A 25,499-nucleotide genomic window follows, 5' to 3' on the forward strand; every position below is an offset into this window, starting at 1 on the left:
GCCGCCTCCTTATCCGTCATGCATTCCCGCGTGTATTTCGGATCCGCCCCGCCGGCAGCTTCTGCATGACGGCGAGCATGATCACTGCCGCACCGACGGAACACAGCCACTCGATCACGCTGCCATCGTCGAATACGCCGACGATATTGCCCAGCATCTTGATCACCATCGCCGCCAGCGCGCAGGCCAATGCCACGAGCCACGGCGCCTGCCGGCTTCGGCCGCCCCGCGCGCCCCACCAGCCCAGCACCGCGCCGACAAATATCGTTCCGAACCATCCCATGACCGCTCTCCTGCCCTGCCGCTATTCACATCGCATTATCGGCGACCTTGCGCGACACTGCGCGCCGCGCTAAAAAAACGCTCCCCAGGCCTGCATCGCGCCGCCATCACGCTTTCCGCGCTGCCTCTCATCGTTCGCGAAGCATCGCGGCACCGCAGATAGCTGCCATGGCATGCATTGTTGCGCCGGTACGTCATTTTTCCCCGCAAAATCAATCTCGGACGGTGCGCGTCAGGCCAATCAGGAAGCATTGCGGAGAACGGACTATAATGTCGGCCTATCAGCGAGTCATAAAAAATGCAACTGCTCACCATCGGGATCAACCATCATACGGCGCCGGTCGCATTGCGCGAACGTGTGGCGTTCCCGATCGAGCAGATAAAACCGGCCTTGCAGACGTTTAAGTCCATCTGGCTCGGTCGCTCGACCACCGGCCCGATGGCGCTGCTCGCGCCGCCCGGCAATTCGGCGCTGCCCGAAGCGGCGATTCTCTCGACGTGCAATCGCACCGAACTCTATTGCGCGACCAATGACCGAGCGGGACAGGATCTCGCCGTGCAATGGCTGGCCGAATACCATAATGTTCCGGTCGACGAACTCGCGCCGCACGTCTACGCCCTGCCGCAATCGGATGCGGTGCGACATGCCTTCCGTGTTGCCAGCGGTCTCGATTCGATGGTGCTTGGCGAGACGCAGATTCTCGGGCAATTGAAAGATGCAGTGCGCACGGCAGCCGAAGCCGGCGCCTTGGGTACCTATCTGAACCAGTTGTTTCAGCGTACTTTCTCGGTGGCCAAGGAAGTACGGGGCCAGACCGAGATCGGCGCGCATTCGGTGTCGATGGCCGCCGCCGCGGTCCGTTTGGCCGAGCGGATCTTCGAGCGCATTCAAGACCAGCGCGTGCTGTTCATCGGTGCCGGCGAGATGATCGAGCTGTGCGCGGCGCATTTCGCCGCACGGGCGCCGCGCGAACTGGTGATCGCCAACCGCAGCGCCGAACGCGGCGAGCGCCTGGCGGCCCGTTTCAACGGTCGCTCGATCGCGCTGGCCGATCTGCCGACGCGCCTGCAGGACTTCGACATCGTCGTGTCCTGCACCGCCAGTACATTGCCGTTGATCGGTCTGGGCGCGGTGGAGCGGGCGATCAAAGCGCGCCGCCGTCGACCGATCTTCATGGTGGATCTGGCGGTACCGCGTGACATCGAGCCCGAAGTGGCGCAGATGGAAGACGTGTTCCTCTACACCGTCGACGATCTGGGCGACGTGGTCCGACAAGGCAATGCCGCCCGTCAGGCCGCGGTGGCCGAAGCCGAAAAGATTATCGAAGCCCGTGTGGCGAATTTCATGCAGTGGATCGAAACGCGCACGATCGTGCCGGTAATCCGCTCCATCCACCAGCAGGCCGACACGATGCGACGGGCCGAACTCGAACGCGCGCAGAAAATGCTGGCGCGGGGAGACGATCCGATGGCCGTTCTCGACGCCCTCTCGCAATCGTTGACGAAAAAGTTCATGCACGGCCCGACGCAGGCGTTGAATCAAGCCATCGGCCCCGACCGCGAACATCTGGTGCAATTGCTGCCGGACCTGTTCCGTCACGCGCCGCCCGAACGTTAGCGCCGCTCACGTCCCCCATCGTCAGGCATCGCGCCTGACCGAGCACCGCCGCCTGGCCATAACGGTTTCGCCGATGGGCAGGTCCGCAAACACATCATGGTGCCGGTCCGCTCGTGATGTCCGCGGGCTCCCCCGCTGCGGCATCTGCCGCGCTCCCTGCCCTCGTTTCCCGCGTGATCCCGTTGCCTCCGCGGCGGGACATGCCGCATCCGCCGGGCACCCCGAACGAATCGCGTCTGTCGCCGCCGCGCCGCAGACGCCACAGCAAGGTCCGCATCGATGAAAGCAAGCATGCAAGACAAGCTCGACCAGTTGGTCAGCCGCCTCGACGAGTTGACGTTCATGCTCGGCAGCGAGGACATTGCCTCCGATATGACGCAATACCGCCGACTGAGTCGTGAACACGCCGAGCTGACACCGGTGGTCGCACAATACGGCCTATGGCGCGGCGCCGCCAGCGACGAACGTGACGCGCAGGAAATGCTGTCCGACCCGTCGATGAAGGCCTTCGCGGAAGAAGAGGTGCATCAGGCAAGAGAACGGATGGCATTGCTCGAACGCGAACTGCAGACGATGCTGCTGCCGAAGGATCCGAACGACGATCGCAACATCTTCCTCGAAATCCGCGCGGGCACCGGCGGCGATGAGAGCGCCCTGTTTGCCGGCGATCTGCTGCGCATGTATCTCCGCTATGCCGAGCGGCAACGCTGGCAGGTGGAAACCATGTCCGAAAACGCATCCGACCTTGGCGGCTATCGTGAAGTCATCGTTCGCCTCGTGGGACAGGGCGCGTATTCGAAGCTGAAGTTCGAATCGGGTGGCCATCGCGTGCAGCGCGTCCCGGCCACGGAATCCCAGGGACGCATCCATACTTCCGCCTGCACGGTCGCGATCATGCCGGAAGCGGACGAAGTAGCGGAAGTGACGCTGAATCCGGCGGACCTGCGCATCGATACGTTCCGCGCGTCGGGCGCCGGCGGTCAGCACATCAACAAGACCGACTCCGCCGTTCGTATCACGCACTTGCCCACCGGCATCGTCGTCGAATGCCAGGACGATCGCTCGCAGCACAAGAACAAGGATCGCGCGCTGAAGGTGCTTGCCGCGCGGATCAAGGATAAGCAGGATCAGGCCGCGCATGCGGCGGAAGCCGCTACCCGGAAGAGTCTGATCGGTTCCGGCGATCGTTCCGAGCGCATCCGGACCTACAATTTTCCGCAGGGTCGGATGACCGACCACCGTATCAACCTGACGTTGTATCGGCTCGACGCGATCATGGACGGCGACCTCGACGAAACGATCGGCGCGCTGTCCTCCGAATACCAAGCCGATCAGTTGGCCGCACTCGGCGAGGCGGACGCTTGATGCCGGACGAACCACACGAGGCGGGGGCCGTCGGCATGAGCGTGGCCCGTGCGCTGCGCGAAGCCGGGCTCGATGCCCTGGATGCGCGCGTGCTGCTATGCCATGCGTTGAACTGGCCGCGATCGTCGCTGATCACACGCGCCGACGAGCCCTTGGACGCGACGCAACCCGATGCGCTCCGAACCTTCCTGACACTCGCCGCACGCAGACGCGCCGGCGAGCCGGTCGCGCAACTGGTGGGCAAGCGGGAATTCTATGGCCGCGATTTTCAGGTCACGCCCGATGTGCTGATCCCGCGCCCGGACACCGAATTGCTGGTCGAGCAGGCCATCGCCATCGTCGACGCGTTCCGCAGCCAGGCCGGCAGCGATCGCGGCCCGATGCGCGTACTCGATCTGGGCACCGGCAGTGGCGCCATTGCGGTGACGTTGGCGGCGGAACGGCCCGGCATCGAGGTGGTGGCGACCGATCGCAGCCTCGCGGCCCTGCAGGTGGCGCGCGCGAACGCAGACGCGTTGCTCGATGGCCGCACGATGCACGCGATTCGTTTTCTGGCAGGCGATTGGTTCGAGGCGCTCTCTACCGCACAGCTCGCCCCGGCGTCCTTCGATCTGATTGTCAGTAACCCGCCGTATATTCACCGCGATGACGCGCACTTATCGGAAGGTGACTTGCGCTTCGAACCGCGCGGTGCGCTGACCGATGAGGCCGACGGCCTCGGGCCGATCCGGATTCTGACGTCGCAGGCGACCCACTGGCTGCGTCACGCCGTCGGCGCGCCTCACCCAGCCCTCCTGGTCGAGCATGGCTATGATCAAGGTGCGGCTGCCCGTGCCCTGTTCCACGATGCCGGCTGGTGTGACATGCAAACGACACGGGATCTGGGCGGCCAGGAGCGTGTCACCGGCGGCCGCTGGCCGAACCGATAGCGCCGAGCGGATGCCGGCGCTATTCCGTCATGCCAGCGGTGTCGGGCGCCAAGGAAAACGCGGAATCCGCTATCATCTGCGCAATAACGTGGCGTTTCGCTCGCCGCGCCGAGGCTTCGACCCCGGCGTGAAAGCGCGCGCCGTCCCCCTCCCTTGTTTTTCAGGTTTTTCGTCATGGACACGCAAGCTCGCATCCAACAATTGGTCGATGAGCACCCGGTGGTGCTTTTCATGAAAGGGACCGCACAGTTCCCGATGTGCGGCTTCTCCGGTCGCGCCATTCAGATTCTGAAGGCCTGCGGCGTCGACAAGCCGTTCACCGTGAACGTGCTGGACGATCCGGAGATCCGTCAGGGCATCAAGGAATTCTCGAGCTGGCCGACCATCCCGCAACTGTACGTCAAGGGTGAGTTCATCGGCGGCTCGGACATCATGACCGAGATGTACCAATCCGGTGAACTGCAAGGCGTTTTCACCGCGGCCTGAGCGGTCGTAACCTTGCCCGTCCGACGTTTCTGCAACACCGCGTCGGAGGGGGCCGCAGCGTTTTGCCGCAGCCGCACGAAACGAATTTCGTCACATCGAAGCGATTTTTTTGGCCGGCGCAGGGTCGCGCGCCAAAAAAAACGCCTCGCTGGCGCGATTCAACCATATGATTAGTCAGATCTTTTTCGGAAACCGTCGCACACTTCACACAAGGGCACTTATCTGTGTATGATGTGTGTTGAGGGGGTTGACGTCTTTACGTTTTCGCCGTATAAAGATTGAGCAAGATTTTCAAGCGTGAGCATTTGTCCGCACGTAGTTGCCTCAACACGGTAATTCTGTCGTCATTTCTACCTCCTTGATATCATGCAATCCGGGCGTTCTCGCCCACTTCAACACCAATAGTTAGGAAAGTACGTAATGGCAACTGGTACCGTCAAGTGGTTCAACGACGCAAAGGGCTTCGGTTTCATCACGCCGGATGGCGGCGGTGACGATCTGTTCGCTCACTTCTCGGAAATTCGCAGCGAAGGCTTCAAGACGCTGCAAGAGAACCAAAAGGTTAGCTACGAAGCAAAGCAAGGCCCGAAGGGTCAGCAAGCTTCGAACATCCAGCCGCTCTAAGTAAGCATTGGGCTTCACCGCCCAGTCACCTAAGTCAGTTTTGACTAGGTTCTCTGCTTAACGGATCACAAAATTCGGTAAGCACTGTGCCCTAACCGGCACGGTGAAATAAAAACCGCGCTCGACGAGCGCGGTTTTTTTACGTCTGCGTTTCGGACGTCTAGCCGCCGAACAGCCGCTGGGCGTAGATGCCCAGGCCCTTGGCCACGCTGGCCAGCGGGTCGCCACGGACCGCCGTAGCGTTCGGAAACGCGGTGGCGATCGCATCGGCCAGGAAGCGCAGGCCGGTCGAACCGCCGGTGAAGTACACGGCGGCCACATCGTGCTCGCGCACGCCGGCCTGCCGCGTGGTTTCGCGGGCGGCCGCGACGATACGTGCCGCATCTTCCGCCGCCGCGCGCGCCATCGTCGCCTCGTCGAAGGCCATGCTCAGATCCGACTCGACCACCGACATGTCGACCAGCGTGTCACCGCCATTCGACACCGCGATCTTCGCTTTCTCCGACACCCCGATCAAGCCGTGCCCCAGGCGATCGCGCAGCACCCGCGCCATACGCGTCGGATGCTTCGGATCCACGTAGAGATGTTTCATCTGCTCGAATTCCGACATCCGCTTCGGACTGTAGAGCGCGTTGACCAGATGCCAGGTGGAAAGATCGAAGTAGACGCGATTCGGAATCTCACGTCCTAGCGTGTCGAGCGCCTGGTAACCCAATTCCCGCATCACGCTGGCCAATGCGACACGCTTGTCGATATCGGTCCCTGCCACGTGAACGCCGTAGTGACCGAGCACGTCGTCATGCCGCTCCGCCTGCCGGACGCGTTCGGGCCCCACGCGGACCAGCGAGAAGTCGGACGTGCCCCCGCCGATATCGACGACCAGTACCACTTCTTCGTGATCGAGCGTCGATTCATAATCGAAGGCCGCGGCGATCGGCTCGTACTGGAAGACGATGTCGCGTAATCCCACCGACCGAGCGGCCGCTTCCAACTGCGACTGCGCCGCGGCGTCGGCCTTCGGATCGTCATCGACGAAGAATACCGGGCGCCCCATGACGGCCTGAGTCACGGGCCCACCGGCCTCGCGCTGCGCCGCTTGCAGCAGGTGCCGCAGGAAGAGACCGATGATTTCGGTGAAAGGCATGGACGCACCGTCACCGATTTCGGTCGACGCGTCGGCGAGATGCGTTCCGAGGATACTTTTCAACGATCGCATCAGGCGCCCGTCGTATCCGTCGATATATTCGGCAATCGCCTGGCGTCCGAAGACCTGACGATGTTCGTCCGTATTGAAGAAAACGGCGGTGGGCAGGGTCAGGTTGGACCCTTCCAACGGGATCAGGCGGGGCACCTCGGGCGTACCGGGCCGGGCCAAGGCCAACGCGGAATTGGACGTGCCGAAATCGATCGCGCAGTAAGTCATGTTCGTCGTGTCCGCTGCGCATGCACGCTTGCCCAAGCCGGACATTCGGCCAAGACGACGCGCATGCAAGAGAATCTTGTTTTTTAGCACATCCTGCGCCGTTTGCGGAAATCACGCGGCAGGAAGACGCCACTCGGCACGCTGTTATGCGCCTGTGACACTGCAGCAATTGCCTTAACATGACTGAAAGCCGTTACATTCGTCGGCGCCGTGGCCCTCTGTCGGCATCTGTTGCGTCGATGCCGCGAACGGAGCGGTGAGGCCGGGGCAGCCTGTGTGGGGTGTCTCTCGACCGCCCAGACGCTCGACCCGCGCGCACGGCGACTCTTTCTCTTTTTCACGCGAATCGCATGCCCGATCAGCCGATGTCCGCGACTCACACGCCCTCTCCGACGCCGCCCGACAGCGCCGCCCAGGCCGGCCGGCACACGGGAGCGCATCCCGGCGCCGACGAGGGCACACTGATCGAAACCGATCTGCCGGCCCGCTTGGACCGGCTTCCCTGGCGGCGCTTCCATACCCTGCTCGTGTTTTCGCTCGGCATTACCTGGCTACTGGACGGCTTGGAGGTAACCTTGGCTGGTGCCGTCGCCGGTGCCTTGAAATCGCCTGGGTCGCTTCATTTCGACAATGCGGACATCGGCATCGCCAGCAGCGCCTATCTGGCCGGCGCCGTGCTTGGTGCGCTGGGCTTCGGCTGGCTGACAGACCGGCTGGGGCGACGCAAGCTGTTCTTCATCACGCTATTGCTCTACGTGGCGGCCACGCTGGCGACCGCGTGCTCGTGGAACCTGACCAGTTTCATCGTCTTCCGCTTTCTGACCGGCGCCGGGATCGGCGGCGAATACACTGCGGTCAATTCGACGATCCAGGAGTTGACGCCGGCGCGTGTGCGCGGCTGGACCGACCTCGTGATAAACGGCAGTTTCTGGCTTGGCGCGGGCCTGGGCGCCGCCGGATCGATCGTTCTGCTCGACCCGGCCTGGCTCGCCGTCGATGTCGGCTGGCGCGTCTGCTTCGGCATCGGCGGCCTGCTCGGCCTGATCATCGTCTTCTTCCGGCGCCATCTTCCGGAAAGCCCGCGCTGGCTGCTGACGCATAACCGTGAGGCCGAGGCGCGCGAGATCGTCGAGGCGATCGAAAAGGATGTCGTCGGCGGAACGCCGCATGACGACACCCCTCTGCCGAAAATCAAACTGCGACGGCGCGGCCACACCAGTCTGCGCGAAGTGGCCCACGCGCTGTTCGTGCAGCACCGCCAGCGCGCCTGGGTCGGGCTGATGTTGATGTCGGCGCAGGCGTTTTTCTACAACGCCATTTTCTTCACCTACGCGCTGGTCCTGACCGATTTCTACGGCGTCCCGGCCGCCCACGTCGGCTGGTTCATCCTGCCGTTCGCGCTGGGGAATTTCGCCGGCCCCGTGCTGCTAGGACGGCTGTTCGATGTCATCGGTCGACGGCCGATGATCGCGTTCACCTATGCGATGTCCGGCATTCTGCTGACCGTATCCGGCTATCTCTTCTCGATCGGCGTGCTGGATGCGCGTACGCAGACGATTGCCTGGAGCGTCATCTTTTTCTTCGCCTCGTCGGCGGCCAGCGCGGCCTATCTGACCGTCAGTGAGACCTTTCCGCTGGAGATCCGTGCGCTTGCCATCGCCTTTTTCTACGCCGTGGGGACCGGCATGGGCGGGATCGCCGGCCCGGCCTTGTTCGGCTGGTTGATCGATACGCACAACCGTCTCAATGTCTTCGGCGGCTATGTGTTCGGTGCCGTATGGATGATCGCGGCGGCGGCCGTGCATCTGCGCTGGGGTATCGCGGCGGAAGGCAAGTCCCTCGAAAGCATCGCTAAACCCTTGTCGGCACAGGAAGATTGAAATCGGATGCAATTTACCCTTGACAAAGTGTCGCATGGTTGACGATACTTTACGCATGTCTGCATTCAAGACCCCCCTTCTTTCCGCACTACTACTAGCCCGACTAGATCGGCTAGGCCTACTAGCGCGCATCTAAAGTCCGGTCTGTCGACGACGAAACGATCGAATCGACAACCAGCCAGTAACGACTTTAGCTGCGCCAACGCCTGACCCCTTCCGTTTTTGTATTACCGCTTTCTCTCCCCAATCGCAGTTTCGCAGTACGGTTTCACCAGTCGGCATGTTGTTTGTCAATCTGCAAGATGGCATCTCGGTCGTGCGCGCTTTACCGCACTGTGGCCCTGGATGATCGCATCGCTGGCAGATCGGAATGCGCCGAAACCGTGTTGGAGGGGAAAGCAGACAGGATGCACGAACCTCTTTCGAACACGTCTAAGCGAGCTAACCGATCATGTTGAACAACCCGTCCATCAAGTACCGTCCCGTAGCGCCCGTCGATATTCCCGACCGCACCTGGCCGACGAAGACGCTGACCCGTCCGCCCATCTGGATGAGTACCGATCTGCGTGACGGCAACCAGTCGCTGTTCGAGCCGATGGACGGCGAGCGCAAGATGAAGATGTTCAAGACGCTCGTGCAGGTTGGCCTGAAGGAAATCGAAGTGGCCTTTCCGTCCGCCTCGCAGACCGATTTCGATTTCGTGCGCACCTTGATCACCGACGGGCACATTCCCGACGACGTGACGATCGAAGTGTTGACGCAGTCGCGTGAAGACCTGATCCGCCGCACGATGGAGTCGGTGCAAGGTGCGAAGCGCGCGATCGTCCACTTGTACAACGCGACGGCACCGGCCTGGCGCAATATCGTGTTCAAGATGGACAAGGACGCCGTGAAGGCGCTGGCCTTGAAAGGCACGAGGATGATTCGCGAAATCGCGGATCAGCATCCGGAGACGGAATGGACCTTCCAATACAGCCCGGAATGCTTCACCGCGACCGAACTCGATTTCGCCAAGGAAATCTGTAACGCGGTGACCGAGGCGTGGGGCCCGACGCCGGAAAAGAAGATGATCATCAACCTCCCGGCAACGGTCGAGGTGGCGACGCCAAATCACTACGCGGATCAGGTCGAGTGGATGCACCGCAACCTCGCGCGTCGCGACAGCGTCTTGATCAGCGTGCACCCGCATAACGACCGCGGCACGGCGATCGCCGCGGCCGAGTTGGCCGTACTCGCCGGCGCGGATCGGATTGAAGGTTGCCTGTTCGGCAATGGCGAGCGTACCGGCAATGTCGACCTGGTGACCCTGGCCCTGAATCTGTACTCGCAGGGCGTGCATCCCGGCCTCGACTTTTCGCAGATCAACGATGTCGCGCGCGTCGTGGAGGAATGCAATCAGTTGCCGATTCACCCGCGTCACCCCTACGTCGGCGACCTGGTCTTCACCGCATTCTCCGGCTCGCACCAGGATGCGATCAAAAAGGGCTTTGAAGTACAGAAAGCGGACAGCCTGTGGGAAGTGCCGTACTTGCCGATCGATCCGAGCGATGTCGGCCGCACCTACGATTCGGTCATCCGCGTGAACAGTCAGTCCGGCAAGGGCGGTATCGCCTACCTGCTGGAAAACCGCTATGGCCTGGCCATGCCGCGTCGTTTGCAGGTGGAATTCAGCAGTGCGGTCCAGAAGATCACCGACGCGAACGGCAGCGAAGTCACCGCGGAAAACCTGTGGGAAGCGTTCCAGCAGGAATACATCCGCGTGACGACGCCGATCGAATATGTGAAGCATCATCTGGACGATCAGGGCGAGCAGGAAACCATTACGCTGACGGTCAAGATCGCCGGTGAGACGCATGTGCTGAATGGCGCAGGTAACGGTCCGCTGGACGCCTTGATGCACGCATTGCAAACGCCGGTCCGGATTCAACACTATGAAGAGCGTGCCACCGGTCAGGGCGCGGATGCCACGGCCGTCGCGTTCGCCGAAATGACCTGCGACGGCGTGCCGGGCAGCGTCTTCGGTGTCGGCATCAACGTGAACCTGACCACGGCGTCGATCCGCTCCGCGATCAGCGGCATCAACCGCACCTATGCGCGCGCCGATGATGCCGTTCGCGCAACGTTCTTTGCCGCCCTTGCAAAGAACAAGGCAGCCGCCGCCGTCACCGCCTGATTCGATCACGCATCGGCAAAATCTTGGTTTTACCCTGAATGACGGTGCGGACGATATCGTCGTCCGGCCGATCCGGCCATCCGCGCGTGCAGAATACGGCGGACCGTATGCGACATCTCAACACGGCGTCAGGAGCGCCTGTCGGCGGCATGCCTTATCGAGGCCATGCCCTTCATCGGACCGGAGGTTTCCCCGCGATGCCCTGCCCTGTAGAGGCCGCCGAGTGATCGGCGCCGACGGGCAACGGCGTCGCATTTTTCGTTTACAGCGAAGCGGCGACACGCGCCGCGGTATCGTAGATACCGGACACATTGCGCAGTAATTGCGCCGCCTCGCTGATCTGTTGATTGGTCAGCCCCGACTCGGGCAACGTCGACATCAGGCACGTCTCGCGGATACCGCGGTATTTCGCGCACAGCTCCCGCCCTTCCTCGGTGGTGGAGAACAACACCTCCTTGCCACTCTTCTCCGTCGTCACGTAGCCGCGACTCACCAGCTTTTTCAAGCTGTAGCTCGCCACATGCGTATCTTCGATGTTCAGGACGAAGCAAATGTCCGCCAGCTTCTTCTTGCGCTCGCGATGATTCACATGGTGCAGCAGCGAGACCTCCAGCGCGGTCATATCGTCGACACCGGCTGCAGCCATGCAGCGCGACATCCACTTATTGAACGCGTTGCTCGTCATGATCAGCCCGTATTCGAGTTCCGATAATTCGGCGCTGACCGGCGACAGCAAGTGCACCGAGGAAACGATGGGCGTATTCGAGTTGGGCATATGCGCTCAGCAAAAAAAGAGGTGGAACGTCCATCAGGGCAGACCCGGATGTCACCAAAAAAACACCAATACGGGGCGATATCGATAGGATACACCGAGTCAAAAACGCAAAAACAAAGATAATTTATCGACATTTTATTGTCATTGTAGAATTACTCCATCGATAACCTCGTTGCGTCCTTGCGGGAGGCTGTTCCAGTCCGCGAGCCGCACATAGCCAGCCCCAGCCCTGCCCCATGTCCGATCATCGAATTCAGTGGTTCGGCGACAGTGCGCTTGTCCTCGACTGTCCGCCGCCCGCCTCGCTTGCGTGTCAGAAGCGCATTTGGGCGCTCGCCCTCGCCGCACGCCGCTGGGATCACGTCATCGACGTGGTGCCGGGCATGAATAACCTGACACTCGTCTTCGATCCGTTGCGGGCCGACCCGCACGCGCTGCAGGCGCAACTGCTGGCGGCTTGGCAAGCGCCCACCGCCGATACGATGACCGAATCCCGGGTGATCGAGATCCCGGTGCATTACGGCGGCACGGCGGGTCCCGACCTCGCGGAAATAGCAGACGCCAAGGGCATGTCCGCCGACGCCTTCGCGCGGCGGCACGCGGCCGGCCTCTACACCGTCTACTTCCTGGGCTTTCAAGCCGGCTTCTCCTACCTGGGCGGCTTGGATGCCGCCTTGCACACGCCGCGCCGCGCGGAGCCGCGCATGAAGGTCCCGGCAGGATCGGTCGCGATCGGCGGCGAGCAGACCGGCATCTATCCGAGCGAATCGCCGGGCGGCTGGAACCTGATCGGCCATTCCGATGTCGTGTTGTTCGATCCGACCCGTGAACCGTCGAGCCTGATGCAGCCCGGCGACCAGATTCGTTTCACCTTAGCGAGCGTGACGGCATGATCGAGATTCTTAAAGCGGGATTGTTGAGCTCGGTCCAAGACCTGGGGCGCACCGGCTCGCGGCATTTGGGCGTGATCAGTGCGGGCGCGCTCGATCAACTGGCTCTGCGCGTCGCAAACCGCCTGGTCGGCAATGACGACGATGCAGCGGCGATCGAAATCACCGTCGGCCTGCCCTTCAGCGTGACGTTCCACCGGGCGGCCCGTATCGCGCTGACGGGCGCCGACTGCGGCGCCACGCTCGACGGCACGCCGATTCACGCGTGGTGGAGCGTGCCTGTCGCGGCAGGGCAGACATTGTCGTTACAGACCTCGACACAAGCGATGCGCGCCTATCTGGCGGTCGCCGGCGGTCTGGATGTGCCCGCCTTGCTGGGCTCGCGCAGTACCGATCTGAAATCCGTATTCGGTGGCGCCGAAGGCCGCGCGCTGGCCGAAGGCGACAAGCTGTCGATCGGCGAGGTCGCGACGTCCAGCGACGTCATGGCAACGCTGTCCGCCCGACCCGCATTCGGCGTGAAGTCACCGGCGTGGTGCCGCCTCGCCTATGCGGGCGCCTTACCCCCGGCCAACAGCGACGCCAAGACCGCGCGCGGCAACGGCGCCGAGCCGATGGTCGTCCGCGTGATCCGATCGAGCGAATACGCGATGTTCGACACGGCGGCGCAGCACGCCTTGTGGCAAGCCGAATGGACCATCACACCGAATAGCAATCGGATGGGATATCGGCTGTCGGGGCCGACATTGGCACGCACGGCCGAAGCGACCGGGATCGACCTCCTGTCGCACGCGGTGCTGCCAGGGACGATCCAGGTGCCGCCGAACGGACAGCCGATTTTGCTGATGGGCGATGCGCAAACGGCCGGCGGCTATCCGAAGATCGGCGCCGTCATCACCGCCGACCTCTGGCTCCTTGCGCAGGCGCGCCTGAATACGACGATCCGATTCGTGGAATGCACGCGGGAAGACGCGCTGGAAGCGCAACGTGCCGTGCTGCGCTATCTGTCGCAAGTCGATATCGCGATCGCCCAACGTCCGGTGCAACGCGAAACCAAACGCGCGCCGGTCGTGGCAGCGCAGCCGCCCGCCGCCGTGAAGACGGCGACGCCATCGCCCAGCCTGACGCCGACGGTCGCGGCAGCCGCCCCTTCGAATCCCACAGCCGACAGCGCGGCAAAGCCGATGAAAACCGGCGGCAAGGACAAGAAAGATAAAAAGGGCGCGGACGCACTGCCGCCGCCCGATGCGCCGGCGCTCGGCAATATTGGCGAGCGGATCATGGCGTTATCGGACGACGATGCCGAATTGCCCCTGTCGGAACTGGTATCGACGCTGTTGTCCGGCGTGCTCCACGAGTAAGTCCTCGCACGATGCCGCGTCGCGCGCCCATTGCCGAAGGGCGACGCGGCATCCACGCCAGGTCTCAGTCTGCCGCGTCGTAACGGCCTTTCACGCGGCGTCTCCTCTCATTTTGAGTTCGACCATGAATACCGAATTGACTATCGACTTGAACGCGGACCTCGGAGAAGGTTGCGACAACGACGAAGCATTGCTGGCGCTCGTCAGCTCCGCCAATATCGCATGCGGCGGACATGCCGGCGATGCCGATACGATGCGTGCGTGTGCCCGGTGGGCCGTCGCCAAAGGCGTCTCGATCGGCGCCCATCCCAGCTTTGCGGACCGCGCGAACTTCGGGCGTACCGAAATGGCGCAGATCCCGACCGATCTGCGGGAATCGCTGCTGGAACAACTGCAAACGCTGCGCGGGATCGTCCACGAAGAAGGCGGCAAGATCGTGCACGTGAAGCCGCACGGTGCGCTTTACAACCAGGCCGCACGCGATCCGGAACTGGCTCGCCTAGTCGTCTCGACCATCCGCGAGTTCGATCCGAACGTCGTCATCGTCGGTCTGGCCGGTGGTGCGCTGGTCGCCGCGGCACGGGAAGCCGGCATGCGTACGACCGAGGAAGCCTTCGCGGACCGCGGCTATCAATCCAACGGCGCGCTGGTTCCGCGGGGCACACCCGGGGCATTGATCGAAGACGAGGACACGATGATCACGCGCATCCTCGACATGATCGTCAACCGACGCGTCCAGTCAATCGATGGTCAGTGGTGCGATTTGAACGCGGAAACGCTCTGTCTGCATGGTGACGGGGCGCATGCGGTGGCGTTCGCACAGCGCATCCGCAAGGCGCTGGACGCGCAGCAGATCAAAGTGGCCGCTTAAGAAATCCTGCCGTCCCGGGTGCGGAAGCGCTTGGGATGCATGCGCAGCGGCTTGCGTGTGCGCGTGTGTGCGTGTGTGCGTGACACGCCCCGGCCGATCGGCCGCGAGGCACGCCGCGAATCGATACAGCTTCACGCCACGTCGTACAGCTCCCGCGCCAGTCCTCGCGCGATCTCGTGTTTCTCGATAACGACCGCATGCGCGCCATGCGCCTCGAGATGTTGCACCTCGGCGGTATTGCCGGCGCGCGCAAGAATCCGGACATTCGGCGCCAGATGGCGCGCCTGGCGAATCACCTCGGCCGCCTCGAATGCATTCGGAATCGCGACGATCAAATGGCGGGCGTCAGCCAGACCGGCTCGTAGCAGCACATCCGCTTGGACCGCGTTGCCGCAGACGCTGCGTACATGCACGTCGCGCAGACGGGCATGCATATCCGGCCGGTCTTCGATGACGACGATATTACGCGGGCCACTGGCCGTCAGTGTGCGCACGACCTCTCGTCCCACGCGTCCGTATCCGACGACGATCACGTCCACGCCCCGTGCATCCGGCAATCCGTCCTGCGCGCTTGCATCGATCGCCCCACCGGCGGCGGCGGTGCCCCCCGCTTCGGTGTCGATCAATGCGTCGTCGCGCGCACCGACTTGGCCCCGCACGTCGCCGGCGCCCATTCCTACACCGCGCTCGTCCGTCATACCGAACGGGAGCGTCCCCTGCTGATCCACCGGCACGCCGCTCAGGTGGCCGCCGGCGATGTCGGTTTGCGTATTGCTTGCCCGATTCACCGCCGTACCGCTCGCATCGGTTGCCGCATGCAGATCCAGCCCGCGACGCCCGGCATTCGATGCCGCCTGGGCATCCGCCGCCGACGCGGCGCGTGCGGCATGATCACCGGAGTGCACGCCGGCGTCATCAATCCACTCCGTCGACACCATGCCAAGCGCACTGGCCGCATAGACATCGGACGATACGGCGGTCACCGTATCCCCCGATGTCGCACCGGTTTCCGTTGCGGTTCGGTTCGCCGGACGGCTGGCCGTGCGACTTGTCGCCCCCCCGACTGCATCGGCGCCCTCGCGCTCGTCGCGCGGCATGTCCATCGGCACGCCGGCCATCCGTTCAATCGGCGCCGCGCGGCCGCCCCAGGCAGTCAGGCGGCGTGCCACCACGAAGACGAACGGATTCAGGATGATCGACAGGATGGCGCCGGCGAGAACGAGATCGCGCCCGCTTTCGGGCAACAGATGCAGGCTGACGCCCAGGCCGGCCAGGATGAACGAAAACTCACCGATTTGAGCGAGACTGGCGGCGATCGTGAACGCGGTTTCCGTCGAGCGCTTGAACAGCTTGACGATTCCGAGGGCAGCCAGCGATTTGCCGACGATGATGATCAGGCAGGTGACCAGCACCTGGATGGGCCGTTCGATCAGCACGTGGAAGTCGAACAGCATGCCGACCGACACGAAGAACAGCACCGAGAAGGCGTCGCGCAAGGGCAGGATATCCTCGGCGGCGTCATGACTCATCTCGGACTCGCCCAGGATCATCCCGGCGAAAAAGGCGCCCAAGGCGAACGACACACCGAAGATAGACGCGGAGCCGAATGCCACGCCCAGCGCAATGGCCAGCACGCCGAGCGTGAAGAGCTCTTTCGAGCCGGTTTTCACGATCTGGCTCAGGACCCAGGGAATCACACGGCGCCCCACGACCAGCATCACGGCGATGAAGGCGACGACCTTTGCCAACGTCAGGGCCAAGGTCCACAGCAGCGAACCGGTGGACGCCGCCTGGGCGGTCTGGCCGGCGACGCTATCGTCGCTGCCGCCCAGCAACCCCGCCAAGGGCGGCAGCAAGACCAGCGCAAGGACCATCACCAAATCCTCGACGATCAACCAACCGACGGCAATGCGCCCTTGATCGGTATCGAGCAGACGGAGATCCTGCAAGGCGCGCAATAGCACGACGGTACTGGCGACCGACAGGGACAAGCCGAAAACGATGCCGGCACCGCTACTCCAGCCGAATACCCGCGCCGCGCCCCATCCCAGCAGGGTGGCGAAAGCGATCTGGACCAAGGCGCCGGGAACGGCGATACGCTTGACCGCCAACAGGTCCTTCAGCGAGAAATGCAAGCCGACGCCGAACATCAACAGAATCACACCGATCTCGGCCAATTCCGGCGCGATATGCTGGTCGGCCACATAGCCCGGCGTGAACGGCCCGACGATGATGCCCGCGAGCAGATATCCCGCGAGCGGCGGAATCTTGAAACGATTCGCGATCGCGCCGAAGACGAAGGCGATACAAAGGCCGGCGACGATGGTCGCAATCAGCGGCGTGGCATGGGGCATCGGCTGTCCTTATGGAAAAAATCAATCGTCGCGTATTTGCAGATTGCGTTCCGGCGCACGCCAGGCGGCCCAGGCGAACGACGCCCAGGCGGCCAGGAACGCAACCCCGCCGATGGGCGTGATGACGCCGACCCAGCGAGCGCCCGTCAATACCAGCAGGTACAGGCTGCCGCTGAACAGCACGATACCGGCCAGCATCAAGGTGCCGCACCACGATAACGCCTTTTCGCCAAGACGCGGCATCGCCAGGGCAATCAATAGCAAAGCCATTGCGTGAATCAGGTGATAGGTGACGCCCGTCTCCCAGACGCTCAACATCAGCGGCGAGACGATACTGCGCAAACCGTGCGCGCCGAACGCGCCGGCGGCGACCGCGATAAACATATTGACGGCACCTGCCACCAGTAACTGCCGGTCCTTCATGGTTTCATCTTCTGTGCAATGAATCGTGAATCGAATTGCATCCCGCGATCAAGCCGCGGCAGGACCGAGTGTCTTAGCGCGGTTGCGGACGCGCAGAACGAGCACTGCGCCCAGTATGCACAAGGTGCCGGAACAATACGTGGCCAATTGATAATTGCCGAGCGATGCGCGCATCATACCGGCCGCAAGGGTCGCGAACGCGGCACCGATCTGATGTCCGGCAACAATCCAGCCGAACACGATCGGCCCGCGCTCCCGCCCGAAGATATCGGTCGTCAGGCGCACGGTCGGCGGCACGGTCGCGATCCAATCGAGGCCGTAGAAGACGGCGAAAATCGGCAAGCCGTAAAAATCGAAACCAAATGCAAACGGTAAAAACAGCAAGGACAGACCGCGCAGTCCGTAGTACCAGAAAAGCAGCTTGCGATTGTCGAAGCGGTCGCTGAGCCAGCCGGACGCGGTGGTGCCCATCAAGTCGAAGATGCCCATCGTCGCCAGCAGACTGGCGCTGTGTACCTCCGAGATACCGTGATCAAGGCACATCGAGATGAAATGCGTGCCGATAAACCCGTTGGTGCTGGCGCCGCAGATGAAGAAACTGCCGGCCAACAGCCAGAAGCCCTTGTGTCGCATCCCTTCGCGCAGCGCATTCAGTGCATTCGCAAACGGATTGACGCGGGCAGGCGTTGGGCCGGCCGGCGCACCCTCCGCAGGCAGATGACCGCCGATAGGCGCCAAGCCTAGCGCCGCGGGCGACTCGCGCATGGCGATCCATGCCAGGGGCAGCATGACCAGGGCGCCGATTCCGGATGTCCATACCGCGCCGCGCCAACCATAGCTTGTCACCAAGGCCGCCATCAGCGGCAGGAACACCAATTGGCCGGTGGCCGAACTGGCGGTCATTAGCCCCATCGCAAGGCCGCGATGTTTTATAAACCAGCGGTTGGCGACGGTGGCGCCCAGCGTCAGCGCCGCCATGCCCGAACCGGTCCCGACCATCAAGCCCCACGTCAGCGTCAACATCGCCGTCGAGGACATCGTCAGGCTCAGAAAAGCGCCACTGGCCAGCAAGGCCAAGGCGATGCAGGCCACGCGTCGCACGCCGATGGTTTGCATCAATGCTGCCGCGAACGGCCCCATCAAGCCGTAGAGCACGAGATTGATGGAAATCGCGAAGGAAATCTGCCCGGTACTCCAACCGAAAGCGCTTTCCAATGGCCGAATCAGTACCCCGGGCGTTGCCCGCACGCCGGCACCGGCGAGGAGCACGAGAAAGGTGACACCCATCATGATCCAGCCGTAATGCAAACGGCCGATGCGCGGCGCGTCTGAGTGGCGGGATGCAGCGTCGGGAGGCGGAGAGTGATCGGACATGAATCGAGCTTCCGGAAACGAGGGTAGCGGCCTGACGGCCGGCGGGTTTTGCCCCGTCTGACACGCAGGAAAGGGGCCGAGATCATCGCGCGGCCCTATGATACCGCGCCCTTCTCCGCGCCCACTTCTTTGCACAGGTCGGATGTTCGCGTGCGCCGATGAGGCATGAGACGAATGTCGCTATTGTTCCTTCGGATCTCGTTACGACGACACGCATCGCGACGGTCTGGCGAGGCTAAGACCATGACGTTCTCAGCTCCTACAGCCCTATTCGCGCCAGGCGTTGTCTCGCCGCGCCGGCCACTCCCTGACACCGCTGCCGTTCTCTCCAAGATGCCCAGTTCATTTCATCCTTTTATATTGCGCGGTACTGTTTGTGTACTGACGCTCGGCTTTTCCGCGCTGTCGTTTGCGCAGCCATCTGGCGCGACCTTTGGTACATCAGTGCCGTCCGTTACGGTAACGACGCCTCCCGTGAACCGTAATTTGATGGCGGAGCTCAACGCCAGCGAGAACCCGGACGCACCGATGGCCAAAGGGACAAGGAAAGCCCCGCCAAGATTGCCAACGAGGCCGACCGCGGGCATCGTCCTGCCCACATCGAAGCTAGACTATCCTCCGAAGACACCAGAACGATCGAGACAAACAAAAACGGCGGAGGATGTTTCGAGTTTCGTTTCGCCGAGCCAAAGAGGAAAGGATTTTGACTGGGGCAAGACGGCGGTGAAAAACGATCCGAGGCACAACAGGGTCCGGCAGATGCTCATTGAGCAGCATACCGGTGAGGCAGCGGCACTGCCGGTCAAAAAACTGCCCGAAGACACCAGAGTGGCAGAGCCTTATAGTCCGCCCCCTGAAAAGGAACGCGCCTCCGCGCCGCGCATCAAAAAGACGACAAATGGTGCAAGATCCGGTTCGGGCGTGACGACTGCGCTGGAAACGACTGTTCCCGAGACGACTGCCGCAACGCACTCAGCAACGGGCGCGGACGCCACTGTAGAGGCCTCGGCTCCGGCGCGGCGCGATACGTCGATCCCAGCGCCTGCCCTCCCTTGCACATCGGCAGACGATCTTGCCGCTGCGCCCTACATGCGTCTCCACCCGTCAGATCCCGAGCTGGCCGCAATGAAGGGGGGCATTTTTCAAGCCGCCACGGCACACACCGAGCAACTGGCAAATCTGCGAACCGAAATGGATAGTCGGTTCAGCTTGACGCACAAGGCGATCGATCGCGTGGAAAACCGTGCCTATGCCGGTATTGCGGCCGCGATGGCCATGCCGAATTTAACGCCGCGCGAACCCGGTAAGGTCATCGTCGCAGCGGGCGGGGCGTCCTACCTCGGTCGCTCGGCTTTTGCAGCCGGCGCGACCTATCGTAGCCGTTGCGGCGCCTGGCTCGTGCACGCTGCCGTCGCGGTCACGTCTCGCGGGGATCCCGCCTTCCGTGCGCACGTAGGCTACGAGTTCTAAACCGCGCGGCGTCGGTCCAATCCATCGGCAAAACTGGCAACAGGAAGCAACAACGCGCTACCATTAAGGACTGGCGCGTCGATTCAAACGCGCGCGCACGACCGTGCGCAAATACGTAAACTGTCCAATCGGGTTCCGCACGTAAGAAGTCGGCCGACGACGGGTCCGTATTTTTCCCTTGCCTTTCATTTGCGCGTGCGCCCAGCACGCGCTTTTTGCCGAGAAAACCCCCATGGCTCGCGGAGCGACTCTCTACCTCGACGTCTGGTCCGACTATGTCTGTCCTTTCTGCTATCTCGAATTGCCCGTCCTGAACGAATTCCGTGAGATCTACGGCGATTCAGTGGAAGTGCGCTGGCATGCCTTCGAACTGCGCCCGGAGCCTGTTGCGATTCCCGAGGCAGATGACGAAAGCGTGATCGATAGCTGGGAAGACAATATCTATCCGATGGCGACAGAACGCATGCTGACGATGCGTTTGCCATCGATCAATACGCGCAGCCGCAAGGCGCTCGAAGCCGCACGGTTCTCGCAAGAAGCCGGCGCCTTCGATGTCATGCATCAGGCGCTGTTCAAGGCCTACTTCGAAGACAGCCTGGACATTGGCGATACCGATGTGCTGATCGATATCGGCAGCACGGTCGGCCTGGACCCTGAGGCATTGGACGAAGCGTTGCGGGAGGACCGCTTTGCGGCATCGGTGCAGGAAGACGAGGACTTCGCCAAGCAGTTAGGCATCACGAGCGTGCCTTTCATCGTGTTGTCGCGTGACGCCGCGCCCGACCAGGAAGCGCCGCCTCCCCCCATCGCCTTGCGCGGCGCCGCGCCAATCGAGCATTTCGAAGCCGCGGTGCATCGCCTCTTCCCGGACGGTTTTCCAGGGGACTGACCGATTTCGACTGCCACGTGATGCAACGCGCGCTGACAGTCTTGTCCCCTAGCTACAGCGCCGTCGCTGACGGGCGCTTCTTCTCGCGGCATTCGGGAGCACGCCCCGTCGGCACGACCCGCGGCGATCTTCCGCTGGCCTCACGCCAATTCCCGTAAGCACTTCAATCGACCGAACCATGATCAGATGATCTGGCGGGACAGGAGACGGTCATTCTCAAGGGACGTGCCACCGCTTCTTTCGCGCCAACGACATCTCTTTATTGAGGACTGCGATATGAAAAAGTGGATACTGCTCGTGTTAACGAGCGCACTGACGCTATGCGCCGGCGCGGTGCAGGCAAAGAAAGAAGTGACGCGGCAATTGGGCGGCGCGTGCGGGGAAGACAGCGGCATCGTTGCGACCTGTGCGTCCGGTTTAAGCTGCAAAAGCGGCACTTGCCAGATGAACAGCTTCTTGTCGTCTGCCACCGTCGGATGTAAGCAGGCCATGAAGGATATGGGTGACGACAGCAAATATGTCGCCGTTCACGACGGCTTTTGCTATATCGATAGCAGTTGCCGCGGCCTTTATGAAAAAGCCATGCGCGCCGGTTCGGTCACGCCCCAGGTCATCACACAGCATGGCGTCGATCCGGGGAAACTCGCCGCGCTGTCGGAAAGCGATCGAAATGCCTTTCTCGATGCGGCAAAGAGCTGCCAGGACTGCGGTAAATGCGCCATCGGCACCCAATTCTTAGGTCGAGGCGGGTATTGAGATGGACCGACAGGCCCGGCTTGCCGGGCCTGTCGTTTTTTGCTTTGGTTTTGGTTGTTGCTTTTGCTTTTGGCTTTGCTTTTCGGAGGTGGGTGCTGGGGTATAGGCTAAACACGCGCCGTAAGCGCCGCGCGCTGCGCTGACGTCGGGTCGCGCGAGGCGGGTAAGGTGGTGGCGTGTGGCGTAGTACAAAGCCAAACGCCCCGTGCACGGGTTAAGGTGTCACGGGGCGTCTGGTTACAGCGTAGGGAGCCTGACGATTACCTACTTTCACACGGGCAATCCGCACTATCATTGGCGTGGAGTCGTTTCACGGTCCTGTTCGGGATGGGAAGGGGTGGGACCGACTCGCTATGGTCATCAGGCAAAGGGGTTGTGCTGCTGACGTTTAAAGCTCAACAACACCAATCTGGAAGAAGTTCATCTCGGTACGACTCTTGGGTTGAGCGTGTATCGGGCACATTCACCGATAATCTCACCTAGCGCGTCTGGCTGCGTCACACTTCACATGTGCCGTCTCACGTCCAAACGTACTGGTTATAGGATCAAGCCTCACGGGCAATTAGTACTGGTTAGCTAAGGACATTACTGTCCGTACACACCCAGCCTATCAACGTCCTGGTCTCGAACGACCCTACAGGGGAATCAAGTTCCCAGGGATATCTCATCTTAAGGCGAGTTTCCCGCTTAGATGCTTTCAGCGGTTATCTCTTCCGAACATAGCTACCCGGCGATGCCACTGGCGTGACAACCGGTACACCAGAGGTTCGTCCACTCCGGTCCTCTCGTACTAGGAGCAGCCCCCTTCAAATATCCAACGCCCACGGCAGATAGGGACCAAACTGTCTCACGACGTTTTAAACCCAGCTCACGTACCTCTTTAAATGGCGAACAGCCATACCCTTGGGACCGGCTACAGCCCCAGGATGAGATGAGCCGACATCGAGGTGCCAAACACCGCCGTCGATATGAACTCTTGGGCGGTATCAGCCTGTTATCCCCAGAGTACCTTTTATCCGTTGAGCGATGGCCCTTCCATACAGAACCACCGGATCACTATGACCTGCTTTCGCACCTGCTCGACTTGTGGGTCTCGCAGTTAAGCACGCTTATGCCATTGCACTATGAGCACGATTTCCGACCGTACTTAGCGTACCTTCGTACTCCTCCGTTACACTTTGGGAGGAGACCGCCCCAGTCAAACTGCCTACCATGCACTGTTCCCAATCCCGATTCAGGGACCAAGGTTAGAACCGCAAACAAACCAGGGTGGTATTTCAAGGTTGGCTCCAACAGAACTGGCGTCCCGTCTTCATAGCCTCCCACCTATCCTACACAGATTTGTTCACAATCCAATGCAAAGCTACAGTAAAGGTTCATGGGGTCTTTCCGTCTAGCCGCGGGGAGATTGCATCATCACAAACACTTCAACTTCGCTGAGTCTCGGGAGGAGACAGTGTGGCCATCGTTACGCCATTCGTGCAGGTCGGAACTTACCCGACAAGGAATTTCGCTACCTTAGGACCGTTATAGTTACGGCCGCCGTTTACCGGGACTTCAATCAAGAGCTTGCACCCCATCATTTAATCTTCCGGCACCGGGCAGGCGTCACACCCTATACGTCCACTTTCGTGTTTGCAGAGTGCTGTGTTTTTATTAAACAGTCGCAGCCACCAGTTTATTGCAACCCCTTCACCCTCCTGGCGCAGGCCAGTCAAGCTACAAGGGCGTACCTTATCCCGAAGTTACGGTACCAATTTGCCGAGTTCCTTCTCCCGAGTTCTCTCAAGCGCCTTAGAATACTCATCTCGCCCACCTGTGTCGGTTTGCGGTACGGTCTTGTTAAACTGAAGCTTAGAGGCTTTTCTTGGGACCACTTCCAATTGCTTCGCGCCTAAGCGCTCGCCTCGTACCCTTGAATTCCGCGCCCGGATTTGCCTAAGCGCCTTCTCCAATACAAGGACCGGGACTTCCAACACCCGGACAACCTTCCGCGATCCGTCCCCCCATCGCATTTAACAATGGTGCAGGAATATTAACCTGCTTCCCATCAGCTACGCATTTCTGCCTCGCCTTAGGGGCCGACTCACCCTACGCCGATGAACGTTGCGTAGGAAACCTTGGGCTTACGGCGAGGGGGCTTTTCACCCCCTTTATCGCTACTCATGTCAGCATTCGCACTTCTGATACCTCCAGCATCCTTCTCAAGACACCTTCACAGGCTTACAGAACGCTCTCCTACCATGCACAATAAATTGTGCATCCGCAGCTTCGGTATATAGCTTAGCCCCGTTACATCTTCCGCGCAGGACGACTCGATCAGTGAGCTATTACGCTTTCTTTAAAGGATGGCTGCTTCTAAGCCAACCTCCTGACTGTTTTAGCCTTCCCACTTCGTTTCCCACTTAGCTATATTTGGGGACCTTAGCTGGCGGTCTGGGTTGTTTCCCTCTTGACACCGGACGTTAGCACCCGATGTCTGTCTCCCGTGATTGCACTCTTCGGTATTCGGAGTTTGCTATGACGAAGTAATCCGCAATGGACCCAACAATCATTACAGTGCTCTACCCCCGAAGGTGATACACGAGGCACTACCTAAATAGTTTTCGGAGAGAACCAGCTATTTCCAGACTTGTTTAGCCTTTCACCCCTATCCACAGCTCATCCCCTAATTTTTCAACATTAGTGGGTTCGGACCTCCAGTACGTGTTACCGCACCTTCATCCTGGCCATGGATAGATCGTCTGGTTTCGGGTCTACGCCCAGCAACTAAAGCGCCCTATTCGGACTCGCTTTCGCTACGCCTTCCCTAGTCGGTTAAGCTTGCTACTGAACGTAAGTCGCTGACCCATTATACAAAAGGTACGCAGTCACCCCACAAGGAGGCTCCTACTGTTTGTATGCATGCGGTTTCAGGATCTATTTCACTCCCCTCCCGGGGTTCTTTTCGCCTTTCCCTCACGGTACTGGTTCACTATCGGTCGATTACGAGTATTTAGCCTTGGAGGATGGTCCCCCCATATTCAGACAGGATTTCACGTGTCCCGCCCTACTTGTCGTACCCCTAGTTCCACACATCAGTTTTCGCATACAGGGCTATCACCTGCTACGGCCGCACTTTCCAGAGCGTTCTGCTAACTGTCATGCTAAAAGGTACAAGGCTCTTCCCATTTCGCTCGCCACTACTTTGGGAATCTCGGTTGATTTCTTTTCCTGCAGCTACTTAGATGTTTCAGTTCACTGCGTTCGCCCCACATGACCTATGTATTCAGTCATGGGTACTCCATTAGGAGTGGGTTTCCCCATTCGGACATCTCCGGATCAAAGCTTGTTTGCCAGCTCCCCGAAGCTTTTCGCAGGCTACCGCGTCCTTCATCGCCTGTAATCGCCAAGGCATCCACCACATGCACTTATTCGCTTGACCCTATAACGAGTACGTCTGCATCGCTGCACACGTCGCGCTATAGGTGAGTATCGGTATTTGTGCCGTATTCCAAATTCTTGTGTGCCTCTCTCAAGACACACTGCTTTGAGATACTTCTCGATACAATCTCAA

18 protein-coding genes, 2 rRNA genes and 2 pseudogenes are annotated in these 25,499 nt (G+C 61.1%); 13 read left to right on the top strand and 9 right to left on the bottom strand.

Annotation, left to right across the window (positions count from 1 at the left end; genetic code table 11):
* Positions 1-16: 16 nt before the first annotated feature.
* On the bottom strand, positions 17-283 hold the full coding sequence (locus ABEG21_RS14460) for a hypothetical protein (RefSeq protein ID WP_347555201.1): 267 nt from the start codon (positions 281-283) through the stop codon (positions 17-19).
* Positions 284-580: 297 nt separating this feature from the next.
* Here ABEG21_RS14460 and hemA point away from each other — a divergent pair, with 297 nt between their 5' ends.
* The 5 genes from hemA (at position 581) to ABEG21_RS14485 (ending at position 5,304) form a co-directional block, all read left to right on the top strand.
* Positions 581-1,900 carry a glutamyl-tRNA reductase gene (hemA, locus tag ABEG21_RS14465; RefSeq protein WP_347555202.1) on the top strand — a complete coding sequence of 440 codons (1,320 nt, stop codon included), beginning with the start codon at positions 581-583 and terminating at the stop codon, positions 1,898-1,900.
* A 279-nt stretch (positions 1,901-2,179) separates the two neighbouring features.
* Complete coding sequence (gene prfA / locus ABEG21_RS14470) at positions 2,180-3,265, top strand: peptide chain release factor 1 (protein ID WP_347555203.1); 1,086 nt, start codon at positions 2,180-2,182, stop codon at positions 3,263-3,265.
* A 35-nt stretch (positions 3,266-3,300) separates the two neighbouring features.
* Complete coding sequence (prmC, locus tag ABEG21_RS14475; protein ID WP_347556818.1) at positions 3,301-4,194, top strand: peptide chain release factor N(5)-glutamine methyltransferase; 894 nt, start codon at positions 3,301-3,303, stop codon at positions 4,192-4,194.
* 174 nt (positions 4,195-4,368) lie between these two features.
* On the top strand, positions 4,369-4,680 hold the full coding sequence (gene grxD, locus ABEG21_RS14480) for a Grx4 family monothiol glutaredoxin (protein WP_347555204.1): 312 nt from the start codon (positions 4,369-4,371) through the stop codon (positions 4,678-4,680).
* 420 nt (positions 4,681-5,100) lie between these two features.
* On the top strand, positions 5,101-5,304 hold the full coding sequence (locus ABEG21_RS14485) for a cold-shock protein (protein WP_347555205.1): 204 nt from the start codon (positions 5,101-5,103) through the stop codon (positions 5,302-5,304).
* 160 nt (positions 5,305-5,464) lie between these two features.
* Here ABEG21_RS14485 and ABEG21_RS14490 read toward each other — a convergent pair whose 3' ends face one another.
* Positions 5,465-6,727, bottom strand: coding sequence for an Hsp70 family protein (locus ABEG21_RS14490; protein WP_347555206.1), 1,263 nt, complete (start codon positions 6,725-6,727; stop codon positions 5,465-5,467).
* 365 nt (positions 6,728-7,092) lie between these two features.
* On the opposite strand from ABEG21_RS14490, the gene ABEG21_RS14495 reads away from it, so the two are divergent.
* Positions 7,093-8,607, top strand: a complete 1,515-nt coding sequence (locus tag ABEG21_RS14495; protein WP_347555207.1) for an MFS transporter — start codon at positions 7,093-7,095, stop codon at positions 8,605-8,607.
* A gap of 451 nt (positions 8,608-9,058) precedes the next feature.
* Complete coding sequence (gene leuA, locus ABEG21_RS14500; protein ID WP_347555208.1) at positions 9,059-10,780, top strand: 2-isopropylmalate synthase; 1,722 nt, start codon at positions 9,059-9,061, stop codon at positions 10,778-10,780.
* A 262-nt stretch (positions 10,781-11,042) separates the two neighbouring features.
* On the opposite strand, the gene ABEG21_RS14505 is transcribed toward leuA, so the two are convergent.
* Positions 11,043-11,555, bottom strand: coding sequence for a winged helix DNA-binding protein (locus tag ABEG21_RS14505; RefSeq protein ID WP_347555209.1), 513 nt, complete (start codon positions 11,553-11,555; stop codon positions 11,043-11,045).
* A gap of 236 nt (positions 11,556-11,791) precedes the next feature.
* On the opposite strand from ABEG21_RS14505, the gene pxpB reads away from it, so the two are divergent.
* The 3 genes and pseudogenes from pxpB (at position 11,792) to pxpA (ending at position 14,677) form a co-directional block, all read left to right on the top strand.
* Positions 11,792-12,448, top strand: a complete 657-nt coding sequence (gene pxpB, locus ABEG21_RS14510; protein ID WP_347555210.1) for a 5-oxoprolinase subunit PxpB — start codon at positions 11,792-11,794, stop codon at positions 12,446-12,448.
* A pseudogene (locus ABEG21_RS14515) lies at positions 12,445-13,473 on the top strand (biotin-dependent carboxyltransferase family protein); the annotation flags it as partial. The gene pxpB and the pseudogene ABEG21_RS14515, both read left to right, overlap by 4 nt.
* A 469-nt stretch (positions 13,474-13,942) precedes the next feature.
* Positions 13,943-14,677, top strand: coding sequence for a 5-oxoprolinase subunit PxpA (gene pxpA / locus ABEG21_RS14520; protein ID WP_347556819.1), 735 nt, complete (start codon positions 13,943-13,945; stop codon positions 14,675-14,677).
* A gap of 131 nt (positions 14,678-14,808) precedes the next feature.
* Here pxpA and ABEG21_RS14525 read toward each other — a convergent pair whose 3' ends face one another.
* The 4 genes and pseudogenes from ABEG21_RS14525 to ABEG21_RS14540 form a co-directional block, all read right to left on the bottom strand.
* On the bottom strand, positions 14,809-15,795 hold the full coding sequence (locus ABEG21_RS14525) for an NAD(P)-binding protein (RefSeq protein WP_347556820.1): 987 nt from the start codon (positions 15,793-15,795) through the stop codon (positions 14,809-14,811).
* 54 nt (positions 15,796-15,849) lie between these two features.
* Positions 15,850-17,031: pseudogene (locus ABEG21_RS14530) on the bottom strand (monovalent cation:proton antiporter-2 (CPA2) family protein); the annotation flags it as partial.
* 21 nt (positions 17,032-17,052) lie between these two features.
* The gene (locus tag ABEG21_RS14535; RefSeq protein ID WP_347555211.1) at positions 17,053-17,454 is read right to left on the bottom strand and encodes a DUF423 domain-containing protein; all 402 of its coding nucleotides are present in this window, start codon (positions 17,452-17,454) and stop codon (positions 17,053-17,055) included.
* A 48-nt stretch (positions 17,455-17,502) separates the two neighbouring features.
* On the bottom strand, positions 17,503-18,744 hold the full coding sequence (locus ABEG21_RS14540) for an MFS transporter (RefSeq protein ID WP_347556821.1): 1,242 nt from the start codon (positions 18,742-18,744) through the stop codon (positions 17,503-17,505).
* Between the two features lie 558 nt (positions 18,745-19,302).
* Between ABEG21_RS14540 and ABEG21_RS14545 the strand changes: the two genes are divergently transcribed.
* The 3 genes from ABEG21_RS14545 (at position 19,303) to ABEG21_RS14555 (ending at position 21,943) form a co-directional block, all read left to right on the top strand.
* Positions 19,303-20,298 (top strand): YadA-like family protein, encoded by a 996-nt coding sequence (locus ABEG21_RS14545; protein WP_347555212.1) that lies wholly within the window; start codon positions 19,303-19,305, stop codon positions 20,296-20,298.
* A gap of 232 nt (positions 20,299-20,530) precedes the next feature.
* Entirely contained in the window at positions 20,531-21,187 is a 657-nt protein-coding gene (locus ABEG21_RS14550; protein ID WP_347555213.1) for a DsbA family oxidoreductase, read from the top strand.
* 225 nt (positions 21,188-21,412) lie between these two features.
* Positions 21,413-21,943 carry a hypothetical protein gene (locus ABEG21_RS14555; protein ID WP_347555214.1) on the top strand — a complete coding sequence of 177 codons (531 nt, stop codon included), beginning with the start codon at positions 21,413-21,415 and terminating at the stop codon, positions 21,941-21,943.
* A 251-nt stretch (positions 21,944-22,194) separates the two neighbouring features.
* Here the strand turns inward: ABEG21_RS14555 and rrf are convergent.
* Together rrf and ABEG21_RS14565 are read right to left on the bottom strand one after the other, a co-directional pair.
* Positions 22,195-22,308, bottom strand: a 5S ribosomal RNA gene (gene rrf, locus ABEG21_RS14560).
* Positions 22,309-22,484: 176 nt separating this feature from the next.
* Positions 22,485-25,367: ribosomal RNA gene (locus ABEG21_RS14565) — 23S ribosomal RNA — on the bottom strand.
* Positions 25,368-25,499 lie beyond the last annotated feature (132 nt).

This window comes from Robbsia sp. KACC 23696 (assembly GCF_039852015.1).
GTDB lineage: Bacteria > Pseudomonadota > Gammaproteobacteria > Burkholderiales > Burkholderiaceae > Robbsia.

What these genes read in the sequence shown, in the direction of transcription:
- ABEG21_RS14460 (WP_347555201.1), bottom strand. Translation starts at nt 283, where the DNA reads ATGGGATGGTTCGGAACGATATTTGTCGGCGCGGTGCTGGGCTGGTGG.
- hemA (WP_347555202.1), top strand. Translation starts at nt 581, where the DNA reads ATGCAACTGCTCACCATCGGGATCAACCATCATACGGCGCCGGTCGCA.
- prfA (WP_347555203.1), top strand. Translation starts at nt 2,180, where the DNA reads ATGAAAGCAAGCATGCAAGACAAGCTCGACCAGTTGGTCAGCCGCCTC.
- prmC (WP_347556818.1), top strand. Translation starts at nt 3,301, where the DNA reads ATGAGCGTGGCCCGTGCGCTGCGCGAAGCCGGGCTCGATGCCCTGGAT.
- grxD (WP_347555204.1), top strand. Translation starts at nt 4,369, where the DNA reads ATGGACACGCAAGCTCGCATCCAACAATTGGTCGATGAGCACCCGGTG.
- ABEG21_RS14485 (WP_347555205.1), top strand. Translation starts at nt 5,101, where the DNA reads ATGGCAACTGGTACCGTCAAGTGGTTCAACGACGCAAAGGGCTTCGGT.
- ABEG21_RS14490 (WP_347555206.1), bottom strand. Translation starts at nt 6,727, where the DNA reads ATGACTTACTGCGCGATCGATTTCGGCACGTCCAATTCCGCGTTGGCC.
- ABEG21_RS14495 (WP_347555207.1), top strand. Translation starts at nt 7,093, where the DNA reads ATGTCCGCGACTCACACGCCCTCTCCGACGCCGCCCGACAGCGCCGCC.
- leuA (WP_347555208.1), top strand. Translation starts at nt 9,059, where the DNA reads ATGTTGAACAACCCGTCCATCAAGTACCGTCCCGTAGCGCCCGTCGAT.
- ABEG21_RS14505 (WP_347555209.1), bottom strand. Translation starts at nt 11,555, where the DNA reads ATGCCCAACTCGAATACGCCCATCGTTTCCTCGGTGCACTTGCTGTCG.
- pxpB (WP_347555210.1), top strand. Translation starts at nt 11,792, where the DNA reads ATGTCCGATCATCGAATTCAGTGGTTCGGCGACAGTGCGCTTGTCCTC.
- ABEG21_RS14525 (WP_347556820.1), bottom strand. Translation starts at nt 15,795, where the DNA reads ATGGCCGGCGTGCCGATGGACATGCCGCGCGACGAGCGCGAGGGCGCC.
- ABEG21_RS14535 (WP_347555211.1), bottom strand. Translation starts at nt 17,454, where the DNA reads ATGAAGGACCGGCAGTTACTGGTGGCAGGTGCCGTCAATATGTTTATC.
- ABEG21_RS14540 (WP_347556821.1), bottom strand. Translation starts at nt 18,744, where the DNA reads ATGATGGGTGTCACCTTTCTCGTGCTCCTCGCCGGTGCCGGCGTGCGG.
- ABEG21_RS14550 (WP_347555213.1), top strand. Translation starts at nt 20,531, where the DNA reads ATGGCTCGCGGAGCGACTCTCTACCTCGACGTCTGGTCCGACTATGTC.